Origin of the sequence: Streptomyces sp. A0958 (genome assembly GCF_004795035.1) — a bacterium.
GTDB lineage: Bacteria > Actinomycetota > Actinomycetes > Streptomycetales > Streptomycetaceae > Streptomyces.
In genome coordinates, this window is record NZ_SSBK01000026.1 from 39,744 (window position 1) to 58,354 (window position 18,611).

The following is an 18,611-nucleotide window of genomic DNA, read 5'->3' on the forward strand; positions in this document are numbered from 1 at the left end:
CGTCAGGCACGTGGCCATTCCTCGGACATGTGTGCCCGCCGGTTAGCGGTCGGGCTCGGAATCCTTGAGCCAGTTGATGAGTTCTGCCGAGAACCCCGCCGGATCTTCCTCGTGGGGGAAGTGACCCAGACCGTCGAAAAGTCGCCAACGGTACGGCGCCTCGACGTACTCGCCGGACCCCGCGGAACTGCGGGTGCGGACCGCCGGATCGAGTGAACCGTGCAGATGCAGCGTCGGCACCCGCACGGGCCGTTTCATGCGCCGGTTGAACTGAATGCCGTCCGGGCGCGCCAGCGAGCGCACCATCCAGCGGTACGGCTCGATCGAGCAGTGTGCCGTCGAGGGGATGGCCATGGCTCGCCGGTAGACGCCCAGCGAGGCCTCGTCGGGGAACTCCGCCGTGCTCGGCCCCGCCCAGTCGGTGATCAGGCGGGCCACCAACGCCGCCTCGTCGGCCACGAGCTGACGTTCCGGCACCCACGGCCGCTGAAAGCCCCAGATGTACGAGCCGGCCCGGGACTGCGCGAAGTCGGAGAGCATCGAGGAGCGCCACCGCCGCGGGTGGGGCATCGAGGAGACGACCAGCCGGCGCACCAGCTTCGGGCGCATCACCGCAGCCGTCCAGGCCAGGTAGCCGCCCATGTCGTGGCCGACCAGGGCGGCGTCCGGTTCGCCGAGCGACCTGACCACGCCGGTGATGTCGAGCGCCAGGTTGGCGGGGTCGTAACCGCGGGGCGTGCGGTCGCTGCCGCCCACCCCGCGCAGGTCCATTGCCACGGCCCGGAAGCCCGCCTCGGCGAGCGCGGGCAGTTGGTGGCGCCAGGTCCACCAGAACTGCGGGAAGCCGTGCAGGAGGAGGACCAGCGGCCCTTCACCCATTTCGGCGATGTGGAAGCGGGCGCCGTTCGCCGCGACGTCGCGGTGGGTCCAGGGACCGTCGAGGCGGACGGGGCCGCCGGCCGGGGGCAACGGTGCGGGGGCTGGGACGGCCGGGCCGGCCGTCCCTTCGTGGCCCGCCCGGTCTTCCGGGCCCAATGGGCCGAATGCGCTGGAATCGGGGACCGTCATGTAGTTGAGCGTGCCACAGCCGACGTGTTGTCCTGGACCGGAACGCTCTCGATGGCCCTGTCCGCGCGGGTGCTGCCGCCCACCGGGAGGATCGCGTCGGCGGCGATGCCCGGGCGGGGGTGCGGCTTGACGCCCTGGAGGACGGCGGCGGACTGTTTGGCGGAGGCGATGGACTTCTCCGGCGGCTTGACCTTCTTGAACTTCGCGTAGCCGAAGAGCGCGAGCAGGATTCCCAGAAGGATGAACGCACCGCCCACGATCAGGAACGACCAGGCGAGCCCCAGCCCCAGGTTGTGAATGCCGTACGCGGCCGCGAAGCTCAGCACCGGGATCGAGAACAGGAGCAGCACGCCCGTGACGATGAACGCCACGCTGCCGATGACGCCGCGCTTGACGTCCTGCCGCACCTCGGCCTTGGCCAGGGCGATCTCGTCGTGCACCAGAGCCGACAGTTCGGCCGTCGCCGACGCGACCAGCTGGCCGAGACTGCGGTCGGCACTGCCCACGTAATTGCCGGGGTCGCTCATCCCTGACTCCCTCTCCTGTTCAACACGTCCGATGTCAGATCATGCCGGACTGTCCGGCTTGTTGCTCGCTGCCCCCGCCAGTCGGGCAAGGCGACGGTGCTCGGCCGCCTTCTTCTCGTGGATGGCGGCCATCCGCAGGTGGTACTCCGGGTCGTCCTGTTCGTAGACGTCCGGTACCCCGGACGCGTCCTCGTCGAGTTCCTCGGCGTCGGACAGCGCCCTGTATCTGCGTACCCGGAGTTTGAGCAGTACACCGGAGAGTACGGCGGCAATCAGGGAGCCGAGCAGAACCGACGCCTTGATCTCGTTGATCATGTCGTCGTCGCCTGCGAAGGCGAGCTCCCCGATCAGCAGCGAGACGGTGAAACCGATGCCGGCGAGTGTGGCGATCGCGAAGACGTCGGCCCAGGCCAGGTCCTTGTTTAGCTCCGCCTTGGTGAGGCGGGTGGTCAGCCACGTACCGCCGAACACGCCGATCGTCTTGCCGGCGACGAGTCCCAGAACGACGCCGAGCGTTTCGGGGCGGCTGAATACACCGGCCAGCGCGCCGCCGGAGAGGGAGACGCCGGCGGAGAACAGCGCGAACACCGGGACGGCGAAGCCTGCCGACAGCGGGTGGACCAGGTGTTCGACGCGCTCACCCGGCGAGTGGTCCTCGCCGTCGCGCCGGGTGCAGCGCAGCATCAGGCCCATGGCGACACCGGCGATGGTGGCGTGGATGCCGCTGTTGTACATCAGCCCCCAGACGACCAGGGCGAGCGGGACGTAGACGTACCAGCCGCGTACGCCCAGCCGCAGCAGCAGGTAGAAGACACCCAGGCCGACGAACGCGCCGACGAGCGCCACGAAGTCGATGTCCTCCGTGAAGAAGACCGCGATGATCAGGATCGCGAAGAGGTCGTCCACGACGGCGAGGGTCAGCAGGAACGCTCGGAGCGCGGCCGGCAGCGAGGTGCCGATGACGGCGAGGACGGCGAGCGCGAAGGCGATGTCGGTGGCGGTAGGAACCGCCCAGCCGTCCGTGGAGCCGTCGCCGAATACGTTCACCAGCGTGTAGACGACCGCCGGTACGGCCATGCCGCAGAGCGCGGCGGCCACCGGGAGCGCGGCAGCCTTGGGGTCGCGCAGCTCGCCCGCCACGAGTTCCCGCTTGAGTTCGACGCCGGCGACGAAGAAGAAGACCGCGAGCAGTCCATCGGCGGCCCAGTGCGCCACGGAGAGATGCAGACCGAGGGTTTCGGGACCGAAGTGGAAGTGGCTGACGGACGCGTAGCTTGATCCGAAGGTGTTCGCCCACACCAGTGCGGCCACGGCGGCGACCAGCAGGATGACACCGCCGACGGTCTCCGTACGCAGGGCGTCGGCGACGAAGTTCCGCTCGGGGAGCGGCAGCAGGCCCAGAAACGTGCGGCGGGGGCCGGTGGGTGCAGGGTTGGGCGTGGCCACGGGGAGAGACCTCCGGGTCGGTACGGCAGCGATGGCATGGCTGATGCACTTGCCGACCAGACTTCCCGGCACCCCTGTGGATTTTTTTCTTATCTTTTTATCGATCAGCTGCCACTGTACCCGGGGGATGTGGGGCGGGGGTGTGGGTAGTGATCTTCACTTTAGATGCCCGGAGGGTATCCGGCGCGTTGCCGGATACCCTCCGGGTCTCAGCCCCTGGCCTTGGCCTCAGTCCTCGGAGGAGGCCGACGGCAGTTGGGTCTGGATGAGGTCCATGACTGAGGAGTCGGTGAGGGTGGTGACGTCGCCGAGGGCGCGGTTTTCTGCGACGTCGCGTAGGAGGCGTCGCATGATTTTGCCGGAGCGGGTCTTGGGGAGTTCGGCGACGGGCATGATGCGTTTCGGTTTGGCGATGGGGCCGAGGGTGGTGCCGACGTGGTTGCGCAGTTGTGCGACGAGTTCGTCGGAGGGGGTGGCTGTGCCGCGCAGGATGACGAAGGCGACGATGGCCTGGCCGGTTGTTTCGTCGGTGGCGCCGACGACGGCGGCCTCGGCGACCGAGGGGTGGGAGACGAGTGCGGACTCGACTTCGGTGGTCGAGATGTTGTGGCCGGACACCAGCATGACGTCGTCGACCCGGCCGAGCAGCCAGATGTCGCCGTCCTGGTCCTTCTTGGCGCCGTCGCCGGCGAAGTACTTGCCCTCGAAGCGTGACCAGTAGGTGTCCAGGAACCGCTGGTCGTCGCGCCAGATGGTGCGCAGCATGGACGGCCAGGGTTCGGTGAGGACGAGGTAGCCGCCTCCGCCATTGGGTACTTCGCGGGCCTCGTCGTCGACGACGGTGGCGCAGATGCCCGGGAGGGCGCGCTGGGCGCTTCCCGGCTTGGTCTCGGTGACACCGGGCAGCGGCGAGATCATCATCGTGCCGGTCTCGGTCTGCCACCAGGTGTCCACGACCGGGCAGGTGTCGGCACCGATGTGCTTGCGGTACCAGACCCAGGCCTCGGGGTTGATCGGCTCACCGACCGAACCCAGAACGCGCAGGGACGACAGGTCGAACTTCGCGGGGATGTCATCCCCCCACTTCATGAACGTACGGATCGCGGTCGGCGCGGTGTAGAGGATCGTGACACCGTACTTCTGGACGATCTCCCAGAAACGCCCCTGGTGCGGGGTATCGGGGGTGCCCTCGTACATCACCTGCGTAGCACCGTTGGCCAGCGGCCCGTAAACGATGTACGAGTGCCCCGTCACCCACCCGATATCGGCCGTGCACCAGTAGACGTCGGTTTCCGCCTTGAGATCGAAAACGGCGTGATGGGTGTACGCCGCCTGAGTGAGATAACCCCCCGAGGTGTGCAGAATGCCCTTGGGCTTCCCGGTCGTACCCGACGTGTACAGGATGAACAGCGGCTGCTCCGCCTCGAACGCCCGGGGGGTGTGCTCGGCGGACTGGCGGGCGGTGATCTCGTGCCACCAGATGTCCCGGCCCTGGGTCCAGGCGGTGTCCTGGCCGGTGCGCCGGACGACCAGGACGTGCTCGACGCCTTCGATACGGGAGACGGCGTCATCGACCGCGGGCTTGAGCGCGGAGGGCTTGCCACGGCGGTACCCGCCGTCGGCGGTGATGACGACCTTCGCGTCCGCGTCCTGGATACGGGCGGCGATGGCATCGGCGGAGAACCCGCCGAAAACCACCGAGTGCGCTGCGCCGATGCGGGCGCAGGCCAGCATCGCGATGGCGGCCTCGGGGATCATCGGGAGGTAGACGGCGACCCGGTCGCCCTTGCCGACACCGAGTTCGGTGAGGGCGTTGGCGGCGCGGGAGACCTCGTCCTTCAGTTCCGTGTAGGTGATGGCGCGGCTGTCGCCGGGCTCGCCCTCGAAGTGGATGGCGACCCGGTCGCCGTTGCCCGCCTCGACGTGACGGTCCACGCAGTTGTACGCGACGTTGAGCTCGCCGTCCGCGAACCACTTCGCGAAGGGCGGATTGCTCCAGTCGAGTGTCTCGGTCGGTTCGGTGGCCCAGGTCAGGCGGCGGGCCTGCTCGGCCCAGAAGCCCAGCCGGTCCGCTTCGGCCTGCTCGTACGCCTCCGCGGTGACATTGGCGTTGGCGGCCAGCTCGGCAGGCGGAGCGAACTTCCGCTCTTCCCGAAGCAGGTTGGCCAGGCTCTCGTTGCTCACGACTTCTCCCAGTCCCAGGGTGTCCGTTGTGTCCCGGGGCATAGCTCATCAGTCCCAAGGCCGGGTGACAAGTGTCTGCCGGGAATTGGTTTAGACCTGTGTCTCGTGTATAGGTGGATGATCCCGCTTCCGCGTCGGGGTGACACGGTGGAGTACTGCGCCGGTGTGGCGGTGTGGCATGTGGTGGCGTGGCGTGGCCAGTGGCGCCCGCGGCCGGGTGGTGGTGCGCCCGCGTGGTGGTGCGCCCGCGTGGTGCTGGGGGCAAGGGGACGTGCGGTGCGGGTGTGTGGTGACGTGGAAGCGGGATCACAAGGTCTCACGGACACGGGGCCTGCGTGGTTCAGGCGCCGGTACGTGCCAGCTCGGCCGGGCGAGCGGGCGCGATCGGGTCGAAGACCTCATCCGGCCCGTTTCCGGCAGCCGCGCCCTCGGCCAGCAGATACGACTGCGCCTCGGCGACGTGGAAATACGTGCCGTGGAGCTGAAGAGTGCCGTCGGCGATGCGGCGCGCCACCGATGGATGGGCGCGCAGATGGTCGAGCTGCTGGACCACATTGGTCAGACAGAGCTGTTCCACCGCATCGGTGGGCGGCCGGCCGGAGAGCCTGGCGGAGGCCTGGCTGGCCGAGGCCACCCGCTCCAGGCTGGGAAGCCCGTGCCGGAGCCAGCGCCACAGCGACGTGTCCCGGGTGTCCGGCTCGGCCGGTTCGGCCCCGAGGAGTGCCTTCATCGCACCGCAGCCGGAGTGACCGCACACGGTGATGGACTCGACGCCGAGCATGTCCACCGCGTACTCGATCGCTGCGCCCACCGAATGGTCGCCGTTCTCGGCGTCCGGTGGCGGCACCAGGTTGCCGATGTTGCGCACTGTGAACAGGTCGCCCGGCCCGCTGGCCGTGATCATGCTCGTCACCAGGCGGGAGTCCGCGCAGGTGATGAAGAGCTGTGAGGGCCGCTGGCCCTCCGCGGCGAGTCGTGCCAGCTCCCCACGGACGAGGGGCGCCGTATCTCGCTGGAACGAGCTGAGACCTCTGACCAACCGGTGAGCCCCGACCGCGAGCGGGGGCCGGGCGGTGGGTGCGGCCTGCGCGGGGGGTGGAGCCGACGTGGGGGGTGTGGGCTGCTGGGCTGGCGGGGCCGTGTCGGGGGTGACGTCCGATTCGATGCGGGGCGTCGATGGGGGAGTGCCACGGTTGGTGGCGCGGCCGGGGGCGTGCTGGGCGGAGGCGGCGTCACCAGTAGCGGGGCCGGGGGCAGTGGGCATGGCCTTGGGGGTGGTGGGCGTGGCCTCGGGCGTGGCGGGCGTGGCCTTGGCGGTGGTGGGCGTGGCCTCGGGCGTGGCGGGCGTGGCCTTGGCGGTGGTGGTGTCGCGGGCTGTGGCTGGGGCGGGGTCGGTGGGGGTCTGTCGGCGGGACCGGTCGGTGGTCGGTCCCGTGGGAGGCGCGTGCTCGGACCGGTCGTGGCAGTGGTGGTTGAGCCCCGGGGGCCACGGACGGCAGCAGGAGTCAGCCGCTGAGGCGGGTTCGGCGATTCTGCCGGTCGGCCTGCCGACGAAGGCCACTCGGCCGCCATGGGCGGTATGGGCGTTGCTCCAGTCCTGGATCGTCTCGTATGCCGCGTGATCCATGAAGGAGCCGTCCAGCTCGACGACCACGTCGGCGTACTGGGGCAGTCGCCCCAGTACCCGGCTGAGCCGTGGCACGGCCAGGAACGTCAACTGCCCGCGTACGGCGACGAGATGTCGGCCGTTTCGTTCGGTGGCCGAAATGCGGGTGCGGGCCAGCCGGTGCAGGGCGACCGTCACCGCCGCCGCGATCCCGATCACCACGCCCTTGAGGACGCCGACGAGCAGCACGCCGGCGATCGTCGCGCCGTACACAAGGAACTCCCGGTGCCTGTGGACGTTGCGGATGTGCGCGAAGCTCACCATCTTGAGGCCGACCATCATCACCAACGCACCGAGGGCGGCCAGCGGGATTCGTTCCAGGGCGGTGACGAGCAGGACGGAGGCGAGCAGAATCCACACGCCGTGCAGCACGGTGGAGGCGCGGCTGGTTGCCCCGGCCCTCACATTCGCCGAACTGCGCACGGCTCCGCCGGAGACCGCCAGCCCACCCAGCAAGCCCGATACCGAGTTGGCGATGCCTTGTGCGCGGAGCTCCCGGTCCAGGTCGGAGCGTCTGAGCGGGGGACTGAGCCGGCCGGGGACGGCTGCTCCCTTCCCGTCTCCTGCCACGGGGGCCCCGGCCGACCTCTCACGGCTTCGGTCGGAGGCCAGCTTGTCCACGGCGACGGCGGCGAGCAGCGACTCGAGGCTGGCTACGAGCATCATCGTGAAGACGGCCGTAGCCAGGCCGAGCACGGGGCCCTGCGGCATCTCGGGGAGGGCGTGCGAGCGCCAGGACGGCAGATCGACCCGGGCGATCGTCGGGGCCGCCCATGCTGCTGCGGCGGTGGCCAAGCCCACCGAGGCAAGGGCTGCCGGGACGCGGCGCAGGAGTCGGCCTGCCCGTCCGGGCATCCGCGGCCACAGCACCAGAATCGCGATGGTGAGCGCGCCCATCAATGGAGCTGCCGGACTGGCACGTGCCAATTGTTCGGGGAGATGGAGGGCGTTGGAGACGGCCGAGCTCTGTGGCGAACCGCCCAGCACGATGTGCAGTTGAGCGAGTGCGATGGCCACACCGATGCCGGCAAGCGTGCCGTGCACGATCGCGGGGCTGACGGCGAGCGCGCTGCGGCCTGCGCGCAGAGAGCCCAGCGTGAGCTGAAGCAGTCCCGCTGCGATGGTGATGGCGCAGGTAGTGCGCCAGCCGTAGATCTGGATCACCTCGGCTGTCACCACGGTCAGCCCGGCGGACGGGCCGGAAACCTGGAGGGGGGGTTCCGCCGAGCAGTCCGGCGACGATGCCACCGACCGCGGCGGAGATGAGGCCCGCTTCCAGAGGGGCGCCCATGGCGGCGGCCAGGCCCAGAGACATGGGGATGGCGAGCAGGAACACAGTGATGGACGCGGACACGTCGGCGCCGGCGATGCGGAAGCGTCCGCCGCGCTGTGGCGGTGGCGGGCTGTGTGGTCGCTTGACTCCCGAGGACCTGGGAGGGCGCGAACTGCGGGACGAGCGGTCGTGACGAGTGGGTACGCAGGCAGACATTTTTCCGTCTTCTTCTGGGTGGCGCGGTCGCGAAATGCGGTGACGCGGGCCGTGGAGCACGGCGTGCAGCGGCGGGATACTTCAACTCTTGGTAAATAGACAGTAATGGAGAGTAAAGAAGCGTGTCCAGGATTGGTGGCAAATGGGCCATCTGACCACCCATTCCGGTGAATAGGCAGCTTTTCATTCGGCCTGTCGCATTGAGCTCCGTGCAGTGCGTGCGACCTTGGCCGCGCCGTGTCGGCACTCGGCGCAAGCTACCTGCGAGAAAGAGGGTGGGCGGATGATGGCCGCCACGAAAAGGATCACTTTGGGCGTCATGGCCGTTGCGCTGGCCGTGGGGGCGGCCGGATGCGCGGGACCGGGCTCCGAGTCACGGGCTTCGGGGCTCGGAGCTGTGAACGGCGCCGCCGGGGAGAAGAAGAAGGCTGCGGAAGCGGCACCCAAGAGTGTGTTCCGGGCCATCGGCGACGGCTCCACCGCGTTCACGGGCGTCCAGCCCAAGCAGCCGGCGGCACAGCGCCTGACGGCTGGTCAGAAGCCCCCGCAGTTCGTGGTGTTCTCATGGGACGGGGCGGGGGAGGACAGTCAGAAGCTCTTCTCGCACTTCCGCGAGGTCGGCAAGAAGTACCACGCCAACATGACGTACTTCCTCAGCGGCGTCTATCTGCTGCCCGAGGCGAAGCGGACACAGTACGACCCGCCCAAGCACAACGCCGGAAGCTCGGACATCGGCTTCAACGACACCAAGGGCATCCGGGACACACTCACCGAGCTGCGCGGCGCCTGGCAGGACGGGAATGAAGTCGGCACCCACTTCAACGGCCACTTCTGCGGCAAGGACGGCGGCGTCGGCACCTGGTCCGTCGACGAGTGGAAGAGCGAGATCAGCCAGGCCAAGTCCTTCGTGAAGAGCTGGAAGACGAACGACCCGGACCTGAAGAGCGAGAAGCCGCTGCCCTTCGACTACGACAAGGAACTCGTCGGCGGCCGTACCCCCTGCCTGGAGGGTCAGAAGAACATGGTGGCGGCGGCACGTTCCATGGGATTCCGCTATGACTCCAGCGGCGTCAACAACCAGGTCTGGCCGAAGAAGAAGGACGGGATCTGGGATCTCTCCATGCAGCTCGTCCCGGTGCCGGGACGCGACTTCGAAACGCTGTCGATGGACTACAACTTCATGTTCAACCAGTCCGGCACGACGCAGGGCGACCCGGACCAGCATGAGTACTGGGGCAATCAGATGCGTGACGGTCTTCTCCAGGCCTTCGACCGCGCGTATGACGGCAACCGTGCGCCGCTGATCATCGGCAACCACTTCGAGTCCTGGAACGGTGGCACATACATGCGTGCTGTCGAGGAGACGATCGCGACGGTCTGTACCAAGAAGGACGTGCGCTGCGTCTCGTTCAGGCAGCTGGCGGACTGGCTCGACGCGCAGGACCCGGCGACGCTCGCGAAGCTCGGAACGCTGGAGGTCGGCCAGGCACCGAAGGCCGGATGGCCCGCATTCCTCGAAGCAGGTACGGCATCCGGCCGGGACCAGGCGGCCTCGAAAGCACCTGCGGCGGCCGCGGGGGAACCTGCCGGACGTTAGAGCGCGTTAGTCCTCCCGCCGGGCTGGCGGGGTCGTCCTCCCGCCGGGCGCCGGGCAAGCGACATGCCCGGCGCCGTTCGGTGCAGCGGTCGGGTGGTTCGGCGACGCTCCAGCCGGCCCGAGTCCCTGGCGCCCGCTCAGGCAGGCTGGGCGGCTTCGGCTCTGCAGTGCTCGCCGAGCACGAAAGCCGGGTCGACCTGGGCAGCCAGGTCGGCCCCGGTCTTCTCGTTGCCCCAGCTCTCCGCGTTTCGCAGGTGGAAGTGGACCATCTGCCGTGTGTAACGGCCCCAGTCCCGCCGCTCGTACGAGTCCTCCGCGGCGTTCTGCAAGGCTTGCAGGGCCATCCTGTTGTCCGCCTCGAGCAGCTCGAAGCGCGCGGGCCGGCCCTTCTCCATGGCCCGCACCCAGTCGGAGTGGCCGACGGTGACCAACAGGTCCTCGCCCACCTCATCGCGCAGGAACTCCAGGTCGTCCTCGCCCTGCACCTTGTTGCCGACGACCTTCAGGTCGACGCCGAAGTCCCGCGCGTACTCCTTGTACTGGCGGTAGACGGAGACGCCCTTGCGGGTCGGTTCGGCGATGAGGAACGTCATGTCGAAGCGGGTGAACATCCCCGAGGCGAACGAATCCGAACCGGCGGTCATGTCGACCACCACGTATTCATCGGGTCCGTCGACGAGGTGGTTGAGGCAGAGCTCGACCGCGCCGACCTTGGAGTGGTAGCAGGCCACGCCGAGGTCCGACTCGGTGAACGGCCCTGTCGCCATCAGGCGGATGTCTCCGTCGTCGAGCCGCACCGTGCGGGCGCAGGCATCGAAGATCGGGTTGTCCTCGCGCACGCGCAGCAGGCGTGAGCCCTCGCCCGGTGGTGTCGTCTTGATCATCGTCTCGGCCGATGTGATGCGTGGATTGCTGCCGCGCAGATACTCCTTGATCAGAGGCAGCTGCGCCCCCATGGCAGGCAGCGCGGCGGATTCCTCCTCGTCGAGGCCGAGCGCGGCCCCGAGGTGCTGATTGATGTCGGCGTCCACCGCGACGACGTGGGCTTCATTGGCGGCGAGGTGGCGGATGAAGAGCGAGGACAGCGTGGTCTTGCCGCTGCCGCCCTTCCCTACGAAAGCGATCTTCATGTTCACCTAGGGTAGTCGATCGATTGCTTTGTGTTGCCTGGTTTCGTGAAGAAGGCCACTCCCGGCCGGTAGCCGCGCGTGAGGCGCGTAGCCTCGCTACTTATGAGTACGACTTCCTCGGACCCGCTTGTCGCTCTGGGCGCTCTGCCGGGCGTGACCGACGCGGTGGACTCGGTACGCAAGGCCGTCGACCGCGTCTATGGTCACCGCGTGATGCGGCGTCGCAGCAACGAGGTCACAGCTGAGGCCGCGCTGCGAGGGGCCCGCGGGTCGGCCGCGCTGTCCGGTGCTGACTGGAATCTCGAGGAGGTGCGCCGGCGCACCGATTTCAGTGGCGACGGCGAGGCCTGTGTGATCGGAGCCGCCCTTCGCCTGACGGCGGAAGCGGGACAGCTTCTGTCCATTTGGCGGCAGTCTCCACTGCGGGTCCTGGCCCGGCTCCACCTGGTGGCGGCGGGAAGCGCCGCACCCGAGGATGCCGTCGGCCGTCCCCGGCTCGCGGGGGAACCGGTGGACGAGCCGCTGATCGAAGCGTCGTTGCCGGACGCGGACGAGGTGGCGGGCCGGCTGGACGGGCTGAGTCGGCTAATCCTTTCGGGGAGCGAGGCGCCTGCCTTGGTGACGTCCGCAGTCGTCCATGGAGAGCTGCTGGCTCTGCGGCCCTTTGGCTCGTACAACGGCCTGGTGGCGCGGACCGCGGAGCGCATCGTGCTGATCGGGAGCGGGCTGGACCCCAAGTCGATCTGCCCGGCCGAAGTCGGACACGCCGAACAGGGGAGGGCGGCCTATGTGGCGGCCTTCGACGGCTACCTGTCGGGAACGCCAGAGGGCATGGCCGCCTGGATCAAGCACTGCGGCCGCTCGGCGGAACTCGGTGTCAGGGAATCGACAGCGGTGTGTGAGGCCCTCCAGCGCGGCGCCGCGTAACGCGCTACCCGCAGACGGCAAGTGCGGCAGGCGCCACGTGCTGAGAAGAACGCCGTGAGCGTGGTGCGGGGTGGCGGGCATAGTTGCGGCGGCACCGGTCCCGGTACCGCCGCTGGCACGTCCGCCCAGTTACCAAGCGTCCTCGATCTATGCCCATCAGGTCGGGTTCTTTGCCCGTTCCTGGTGCGGCTGGCCCGTAATCGACGGGTCGACGTCGCGTGGGTGCTGGGTCTCCGTGCGCGGTCCGTGGGCCTTTACTGCGTCATCAGGTCATCCTCTCGGATGTCCTTGGTCTCGCGGGCCGTTGAGTCCTTTGTACTCCAGGGGCCCGGTGAGCGGTAGTGGTGGCCGCACTTCTTTACTTTTAGGTTCAATTACGGACGAGTTGGTCCAATGGGTCGTGCCGCGCAGGTCGTGTCGCGCGGGGTTGCGCTACGCGGAGGCCGCTGTGGAGCGTCGGCGGGCGGCGTACCAGACGATGCCCGCGGTGAGGGCGGCCGCGCTTACGGCTGCCGCAGTCATGAGTGCCGGACGCGGCGGCAGGGAGAACGACGGCACTCGTTGCTTGAGCCGGACGGGTCGGTCGAAGACGAGAATCGGCCACTCTCGGAGGGTCGCCTCCCGGCGCAGCGCGCGGTCCGGATTGACCGCGTGCGGATGGCCGACGGATTCCAGCATCGGGACATCGGTCGCGGAATCGCTGTACGCATAGCAGCGGGCCAGGTCGTAGCCCTCGGATACTGCGAGTGCCTTGATGGCCTCGGCCTTCGTGGGCCCGTAGGCGTAGTACTCCACCTCTCCCGTGAAGCAGCCGTCGTCGCCGACGACCATGCGGGTGGCGACGACGCGGTCGGCGCCCAGCAGCTCGCCGATCGGTTCGACTACCTCGGCGCCGGATGTCGAGACGATCACCACATCGCGTCCGGCGGTGTGATGTTCCTCGATGAGCGTCGCCGCTTCGTCGTAGATGATCGGGTCGATCAAGTCATGCAGGGTCTCGGCCACGAGTTCCTTGACCTGCTGTACGTTCCAGCCCTTGCAGAGCGCCGAGAGGTATTCGCGCATCCGCTCCATCTGCTCGTGATCCGCACCCCCGGCCAGGAAGACGAACTGTACGTACGCGGTGCGCAGTACGGCGCGGCGGTTGATCAGCCCGCCATGGTAGAAGGACTTGCTGAAGGTCAGTGTCGAAGACTTCGCAATGACCGTCTTGTCCAGGTCGAAGAAGGCGGCTGTGCGCGGCAAGAAGCGGTTTTCCACAAGGCAGAGCATAGGGGCCCGCCATTCGGCGTAAACCCCAGCGCGTGGGTTTGCTTGAGAAGGCCGTCGGGTACACCATGGAAGTCACGGATCGTTCGCGACCGTGCTAACCCGGTCCGGCTCCTCCCCCCCCCGAGTCGGCCGTGGGGACGACCCCCGCTCTCCCCCCCGGCGGGGGTCGTCGCATGTCCGGACGCGGTTCTCCCGTACGGAATCGACCATTTCTCCTCCTTCTTGCCCATGTCGCTCCATGCCTGTGCGCGACTCACTTTAGAGTGCACCGTGACGCTGGGTAGCGAAAGGGTCGCAACCGGAAGTCACTGGTATGAGCGACGGAGTTATTCACAACCGTTGAGTTGTCCACGGTTTTTGACCAAGATCCACATGATTTCCCGAAGCGCTGCACCGTGATTCCACCCGTGAAGTCCACGGGTACCGGAATCGCCGTTCTCGGAAGGCCCCGAGATCGCCGTGAACCCGCGGCGAAGGTGAGCGATGTAGGGGGTGGAGAACGTGGCTGAATCCAGTGCACGGGATCGTCTGCCGGCTGCCGGCGTGCGACGCGGCGGACCGCTGATCGTGACCGAGGATGTGGAGCTGCTCGACGATCTGCTCAGGCTGTGTGCGGCCGCCGGTGCGGAGCCGGAAGTGCATCACACGCTGCCCGACCGCAGAGGGGGCTGGGAACAGGCTCCGATGGTGCTCGTCGGTGACGACGCGGCCGCGCGGTGCCGGGGGGCGGCGCGCAGGCGGGGCGTGATGCTCGTGGGCCGGGACCAGGACGTACCCGATGTCTGGCGCCAGGCCGTCGAGATCGGTGCCGAGTACGTGCTCCGGTTGCCCGATTCCGAGAGCTGGCTCGTGGATCAGATCGCCAACGCGGTAGAAGGCGTCGGCCGGCCCGCGCTCACGGTAGGGGTGATCGGGGGCCGGGGTGGCGCTGGTGCCTCCACGCTGGCGTGCGCTCTTGCCGTGGCCGCGGCAAGAGCCGGGCAACGAACGATGCTCATCGACGGGGACCCGCTGGGCGGTGGCATCGACGTGTTGCTCGGCGGTGAGCGAGCCGAGGGGATGAGGTGGCCTGATTTCGCCCATTCCCAGGGGCGGGTCGGTGGGGGCGCGCTGGAGGAATCGCTGCCCGCGTTGCATGGGTTGCGGGTGCTCAGCTGGGGCCGCGACGACTGGGTCGTCATCCCGCCGCCGGCCATGCGGTCGGTTCTGGCCGCAGCGCGCAGGCTCGGCGGGGTGGTGGTGGTCGATCTGCCGCGCCGGGTGGACGAGGCGGTGGCCGAAGCCCTCGCCCAGCTTGATCTGGGCCTTGTGGTCGTCCCGGGGGAGCTGCGGGCGGTCGCGGCGGCGAAGCGGGTGGTGTCGATGGCCGGGATGGTGCTGGATGACCTGCGGGTCGTGGCACGAGGGCCGTACGCGTCCGGGCTGGACGAAGAATGGGTGGCCGACGCCATGGGCCTGCCACTCGCCGGTGAAGTCCCCTTCGAGAGAGGGCTGCTGGCCGAGCAGAACATGGGTGAGCCGCCCGGTGGCAGTGCACGCGGGCCGCTTGCCAGGTTCTGCACTGCCTTCTGGGAACGGGCTCTCGTCGGGGAGGGCGCCAAAGGCCCGGTCGCGGGGGGCCTCTCATGACCGAGGCGCTGCTCGATGCCGTACGGCAACGGCTTGCGCACAGCGGCACAGCGCCGACCCCAGCCGGGGTTGCCGCCGCACTGCGCGCGCAGGGGCGGTTGCTCGGCACGGCGGAAGTGCTCGGCAGAGCCGATGAGTTGCGGGGGGAGCTGATCGGTACGGGGGTGCTGGAACCGCTCCTCGCCGACCCGCAGGTCACGGATGTACTGGTGTCCGCGCCCGACAGGGTGTGGGTGGACCGGGGCGGCGGACTCGAACTCACCGAGGTGACCTTCGCCGACGCGGCGGCCGTCCGCAGGCTGGCGCAGCGGCTCGCGGCCGTGGCGGGGCGGCGGCTCGACGACGCCAGACCCTGGGTGGACGCGAGGCTCCCGGACGGGACGCGGATGCATGCGGTGCTTCCTCCGGTGTCCGTCGGCTCGACGTGCCTGTCGCTGCGGGTGGTCAGGCCCAGGGCGTTCTCGCTGACGGAGCTGGTGGAGGCCGGGACGGTGCCGCCCGGAGGTGACCGGGTGCTGAGGGCTCTGGTGGAGGCCCGGGTCTCGTACCTGATCAGTGGGGGGACGGGGGCGGGAAAGACGACTCTCCTTTCGAGCCTGCTGGGGGTGGTGGGGGGACGTGAGCGGATTGTGCTCGCCGAGGATTCGGCGGAGCTACGGCCGGACCACCCCCACGTCGTGCGGTTGGAGTCGCGCCCCGCGAATCAGGAGGGTGCCGGACAGGTGACCCTCAGGGATCTGGTGCGTCAAGCCCTGCGTATGCGTCCCGACCGGCTCGTGGTCGGTGAGGTGCGGGGAAGCGAGGTCACTGAGCTCCTGGCCGCCCTGAACACGGGACATGAAGGTGGTTGTGGAACTGTTCATGCCAATGCTGCCGGACGCGTTCCGGCCCGGCTGGAGGCGCTCGGGACTGCGGCGGGTCTGGACCGGGCGGCGCTGCACAGCCAGTTGGCGGCGGCCTTGTCGGTGGTGGTCCACCTTGCACGGGACCGCGCGGGGCGCCGCCGGATCGCCGATGTCCATGTGCTGGAACGGAATGCGGCGGGTCTGGTTGTCACGGTGCCTGCACTGCGTTGGAGCGCCGCGGGTTTCGAGCGTGAACGGGGCTGGGAGCGGCTGCGGGAGCTCACCGGGGGCGTGTTGTGACCGGGGGGCCGACGGCGGCGGCAGCGCCGGAGCTGGTGTATGCCGCAGCGCTGTGTGTGGCGACGGCGGTCTGGCTGGTGGTGGGGCACGGGCGAACACTGCGGAGAGCGCGGGGGCTGTTCTCCGACGAGGGCAGGCTGTCGCGGCCCGAGGAGCGGTGGGGGAGTGTCCGCACCCGGATTCAGGAGCGGCTGAAGGGGCGGTGGGAGTGGCTCTGCCTGCCGGTGGCCTCGGTTCTGGCGGTTCTCGGACAGTCAGTGCTGCCGATGGTCGCGGGGGCGGCCGCGATTCCTGTGGTGCGGAGGTGGTTGTGCAGAAGGAAACTGCGTGCGGAGCAGGAAGCCCGGGCTGACGGAGTCGTGGACCTGTGCGGTGCGCTGGTCGGCGAATTGAGAGCGGGGCACGAGCCGGGGCAGGCACTGCTCGCCGCGGTGCGCAGCACGGGTGTGCTGGGCGAAGCCGGATTCCGGGTATCGGCCGCCGCGCGGTTCGGTGGCGATGTCCCGAATGCGCTGGTGCAAGCGGCGGGTGAACCGGGTCTGGAGGGGTTGGCCGGAGTGGCCGCCTGCTGGCGGGTGGCAGTGGGCAGCGGGGCAGGCCTTGCGGCGGGGCTGGACCGGCTGGAGAGCGCGTTGCGGGCCGAGCGTCGTCAGCGCGAGGAGCTGCGGGCGCAACTGGCGGGCGCGTGGTCGACGGTCGCGGTCCTCGCTCTACTGCCGGTGCTGGGCATGGGACTGGGCGCCGCCCTGGGAGCAGATCCGCTGAGGGTGTTGTTCCACAGTCCCGCCGGCTTGGTCTGCCTGGTCATGGGCGGGCTGCTGGAGGTCTGCGGTCTTCTGTGGGCCGCCCGGATCGTGCGGGCGGGAGAAGTGGGATGAGGGTCTTGGCCGGCGATGTCGTTCATGCGGTTGGGGCCGTTGGGGTGGCACTGGGTCTCTGCGGCCAGGTGGTTGTGCCGTTGGTCAGGCGGCAGACCGGTCAGCGGGTGCGACGGCGGGGCGAGTGGCTTCTCGCGGTAGCTCCGGTGGCGCCTGCGGTGTGGTCGGGTCCGCCCCGGGCGGCCATGCCGCAGGTGGGGCGGCCGGTGTCCGTGGGGCCGGCCAAACGGTGGGCGGCGTTGCTGGGTGTCGTGCTGACCGGCTGGTTCCTCGTTGGGGGTCCGGCGGGGTGGGCGGTTGGTCTGGCGTCGGCCTACGGCGCCTGGCGGTGGCAGCGGGCTCGCCTCGGGCAGGCCGCCGGGCTCGCGGCGGAGGAGAAGGCGCGTGCGGCGGAGGCCGCGCGGCAACTTCCTCTGGCCGCCGACCTGCTGGCGGCCTGTATCTCCGCCGGTGCCGGTCCGACGGAGGCGGCCGAGGCGGTGGGTGAGTCGCTGGGCGGCCCCGTGGGCGAGCAGCTTGCACGCACCGCGGCGGAAATCCGGCTCGGTGGTGACCCAGCCGTCGCTTGGGGGCGGTTCGGAGGAATACCGGGTGCTGCAGCGCTGGCCAGCTGCCTGGACCGAGCGGGTTCGACCGGTGCTCCGGCGGCGGTGCCGGTCGCCCGGATGGCCGAAGCGTTGCGGGCCGAGCGGGCGAGGGCGGCTGTGGCCCGGGCCCAGCGAGCCGCCGTGATGGTCACCGCGCCTGTCGGGCTCTGCTTCCTCCCCGCCTTTTTGGCGGTAGGGGTGGCGCCTGTGGTGATCGGGCTGGCCGGGGGCTTGCTGCAACCCGCATAGCCGGAAAAGGACTGTAAGAGAAATATCATACGATTAATTCCGTAAGTGAGATATCGGGGGTTTGAAATGGTGCGCAAGATCATGCACTGGGTGCGGTCCGTGTCCGACGTCGTCCGGGCCCGAGCCGACAGCGGAATGACAACTTCTGAGTATGCGGTGGGCACGATCGCGGCCTGTGCCTTTGCCGCGGTGCTCTACAAGGTGGTCACCAGCCCTGCGGTCATGGCCCAGCTGCAATCGCTGCTGAAGGGCGCACTCGATGCGAAGTTCTGAGACCGGCGCTGAAGCGGTGGCAGGCGTCAGGTGGCTGGGCGATCGGGGCGCGGTGACTGCGGAGGCCGCGATGGTGATCCCGGTGCTGGCGGTTTTCGCCCTCGCGTTGCTGTGGGCGTTGATGGCCGCCTCTGCCCAGATTCGTTGTGTGGATGCCGCCCGGGCCGGCGCCCGTGCGGCAGCCCGTTCGGAACCGGCGCCGCAGGTGAAGGAGGCCGCTCTTTCCTCAGCGCCCGAGGGGGCTGCGGTCGATGTGGAGCGGTCCGGGGCGCTGTGGCGGGTGAGGGTGACCGCCCCGACCCCCGGCCCCGGGCGCCTGGCCGTGACCCTGAGCGCGGAGGCCGCTGCGGCGGCGGAGGACGCGCCGGTGACGGGGGCCGCGTCGGTCGCGGAGACGGAAGCGGGTGCGAAGCCGGGGGCCAGGAGCGGGGCCGGGGCGGCGGATGGGCAGGGCGGAGGAGGAGGGCTTGGCGGGGGACGAGCTGTGAGGGAGGACGAGGGGTGAGGGGGTGGGGCCGGCCGCCGGTCTGCCCTCCGGCCCGGT

General features: G+C 69.3%; 15 protein-coding genes and 1 pseudogene. 8 read left to right on the forward strand and 8 right to left on the reverse strand.

The window, feature by feature from the left end:
- Positions 1-42: 42 nt before the first annotated feature.
- The 6 genes and pseudogenes from E6P78_RS23370 to E6P78_RS34025 all read right to left on the reverse strand — a co-directional run.
- Positions 43-1,068 carry an alpha/beta hydrolase gene (locus E6P78_RS23370; RefSeq protein ID WP_136205592.1) on the reverse strand — a complete coding sequence of 342 codons (1,026 nt, stop codon included), beginning with the start codon at positions 1,066-1,068 and terminating at the stop codon, positions 43-45.
- Positions 1,065-1,595 carry a phage holin family protein gene (locus E6P78_RS23375; protein ID WP_136205593.1) on the reverse strand — a complete coding sequence of 177 codons (531 nt, stop codon included), beginning with the start codon at positions 1,593-1,595 and terminating at the stop codon, positions 1,065-1,067. Before E6P78_RS23375 ends, E6P78_RS23370 begins: the two co-directional genes overlap by 4 nt.
- Before the next feature lie 39 nt (positions 1,596-1,634).
- A complete protein-coding gene (gene nhaA, locus E6P78_RS23380; protein WP_136205594.1) occupies positions 1,635-3,041 on the reverse strand; it encodes a Na+/H+ antiporter NhaA in 1,407 nt (468 codons plus the stop codon).
- A gap of 228 nt (positions 3,042-3,269) precedes the next feature.
- Entirely contained in the window at positions 3,270-5,267 is a 1,998-nt protein-coding gene (acs, locus tag E6P78_RS23385) for an acetate--CoA ligase (protein ID WP_136205595.1), read from the reverse strand.
- Positions 5,268-5,565: 298 nt separating this feature from the next.
- Positions 5,566-8,067 (reverse strand): carbonic anhydrase, encoded by a 2,502-nt coding sequence (locus E6P78_RS23390; protein WP_276607228.1) that lies wholly within the window; start codon positions 8,065-8,067, stop codon positions 5,566-5,568.
- A gap of 97 nt (positions 8,068-8,164) precedes the next feature.
- Positions 8,165-8,380 (reverse strand): annotated as a pseudogene (locus tag E6P78_RS34025) (hypothetical protein); the annotation flags it as partial.
- A 283-nt stretch (positions 8,381-8,663) separates the two neighbouring features.
- On the opposite strand from E6P78_RS34025, the gene E6P78_RS23395 reads away from it, so the two are divergent.
- The gene (locus E6P78_RS23395) at positions 8,664-9,977 is read left to right on the forward strand and encodes a hypothetical protein (RefSeq protein ID WP_136205596.1); all 1,314 of its coding nucleotides are present in this window, start codon (positions 8,664-8,666) and stop codon (positions 9,975-9,977) included.
- Between the two features lie 137 nt (positions 9,978-10,114).
- Here E6P78_RS23395 and E6P78_RS23400 read toward each other — a convergent pair whose 3' ends face one another.
- Entirely contained in the window at positions 10,115-11,107 is a 993-nt protein-coding gene (locus tag E6P78_RS23400; RefSeq protein WP_136205597.1) for an ATP-binding protein, read from the reverse strand.
- A gap of 102 nt (positions 11,108-11,209) precedes the next feature.
- Between E6P78_RS23400 and E6P78_RS23405 the strand changes: the two genes are divergently transcribed.
- Positions 11,210-12,034: an oxidoreductase gene (locus E6P78_RS23405; RefSeq protein ID WP_136205598.1), complete on the forward strand. Its 825-nt coding sequence runs from the start codon at positions 11,210-11,212 to the stop codon at positions 12,032-12,034.
- A gap of 432 nt (positions 12,035-12,466) precedes the next feature.
- Here the strand turns inward: E6P78_RS23405 and E6P78_RS23410 are convergent, their stop codons facing one another.
- Complete coding sequence (locus E6P78_RS23410) at positions 12,467-13,306, reverse strand: HAD-IB family hydrolase (RefSeq protein WP_136205599.1); 840 nt, start codon at positions 13,304-13,306, stop codon at positions 12,467-12,469.
- A gap of 567 nt (positions 13,307-13,873) precedes the next feature.
- Here E6P78_RS23410 and ssd point away from each other — a divergent pair.
- The 6 genes from ssd (at position 13,874) to E6P78_RS23440 (ending at position 18,572) form a co-directional block, all read left to right on the forward strand.
- The gene (ssd, locus tag E6P78_RS23415) at positions 13,874-14,935 is read left to right on the forward strand and encodes a septum site-determining protein Ssd (RefSeq protein ID WP_240799346.1); all 1,062 of its coding nucleotides are present in this window, start codon (positions 13,874-13,876) and stop codon (positions 14,933-14,935) included.
- Positions 14,932-16,080, forward strand: coding sequence for a TadA family conjugal transfer-associated ATPase (locus tag E6P78_RS23420; RefSeq protein WP_136205600.1), 1,149 nt, complete (start codon positions 14,932-14,934; stop codon positions 16,078-16,080). Before ssd ends, E6P78_RS23420 begins: the two co-directional genes overlap by 4 nt.
- Before the next feature lie 35 nt (positions 16,081-16,115).
- Positions 16,116-16,958, forward strand: a complete 843-nt coding sequence (locus E6P78_RS23425; protein ID WP_206307889.1) for a type II secretion system F family protein — start codon at positions 16,116-16,118, stop codon at positions 16,956-16,958.
- A complete protein-coding gene (locus E6P78_RS23430; RefSeq protein WP_206307890.1) occupies positions 16,955-17,794 on the forward strand; it encodes a type II secretion system F family protein in 840 nt (279 codons plus the stop codon). The genes E6P78_RS23425 and E6P78_RS23430 overlap by 4 nt, the downstream gene beginning before the upstream one ends.
- 66 nt (positions 17,795-17,860) lie before the next feature.
- Complete coding sequence (locus E6P78_RS23435) at positions 17,861-18,067, forward strand: DUF4244 domain-containing protein (protein WP_206307891.1); 207 nt, start codon at positions 17,861-17,863, stop codon at positions 18,065-18,067.
- Positions 18,054-18,572: a TadE family type IV pilus minor pilin gene (locus tag E6P78_RS23440; RefSeq protein ID WP_136205601.1), complete on the forward strand. Its 519-nt coding sequence runs from the start codon at positions 18,054-18,056 to the stop codon at positions 18,570-18,572. Before E6P78_RS23435 ends, E6P78_RS23440 begins: the two co-directional genes overlap by 14 nt.
- Positions 18,573-18,611: the final 39 nt, after the last annotated feature.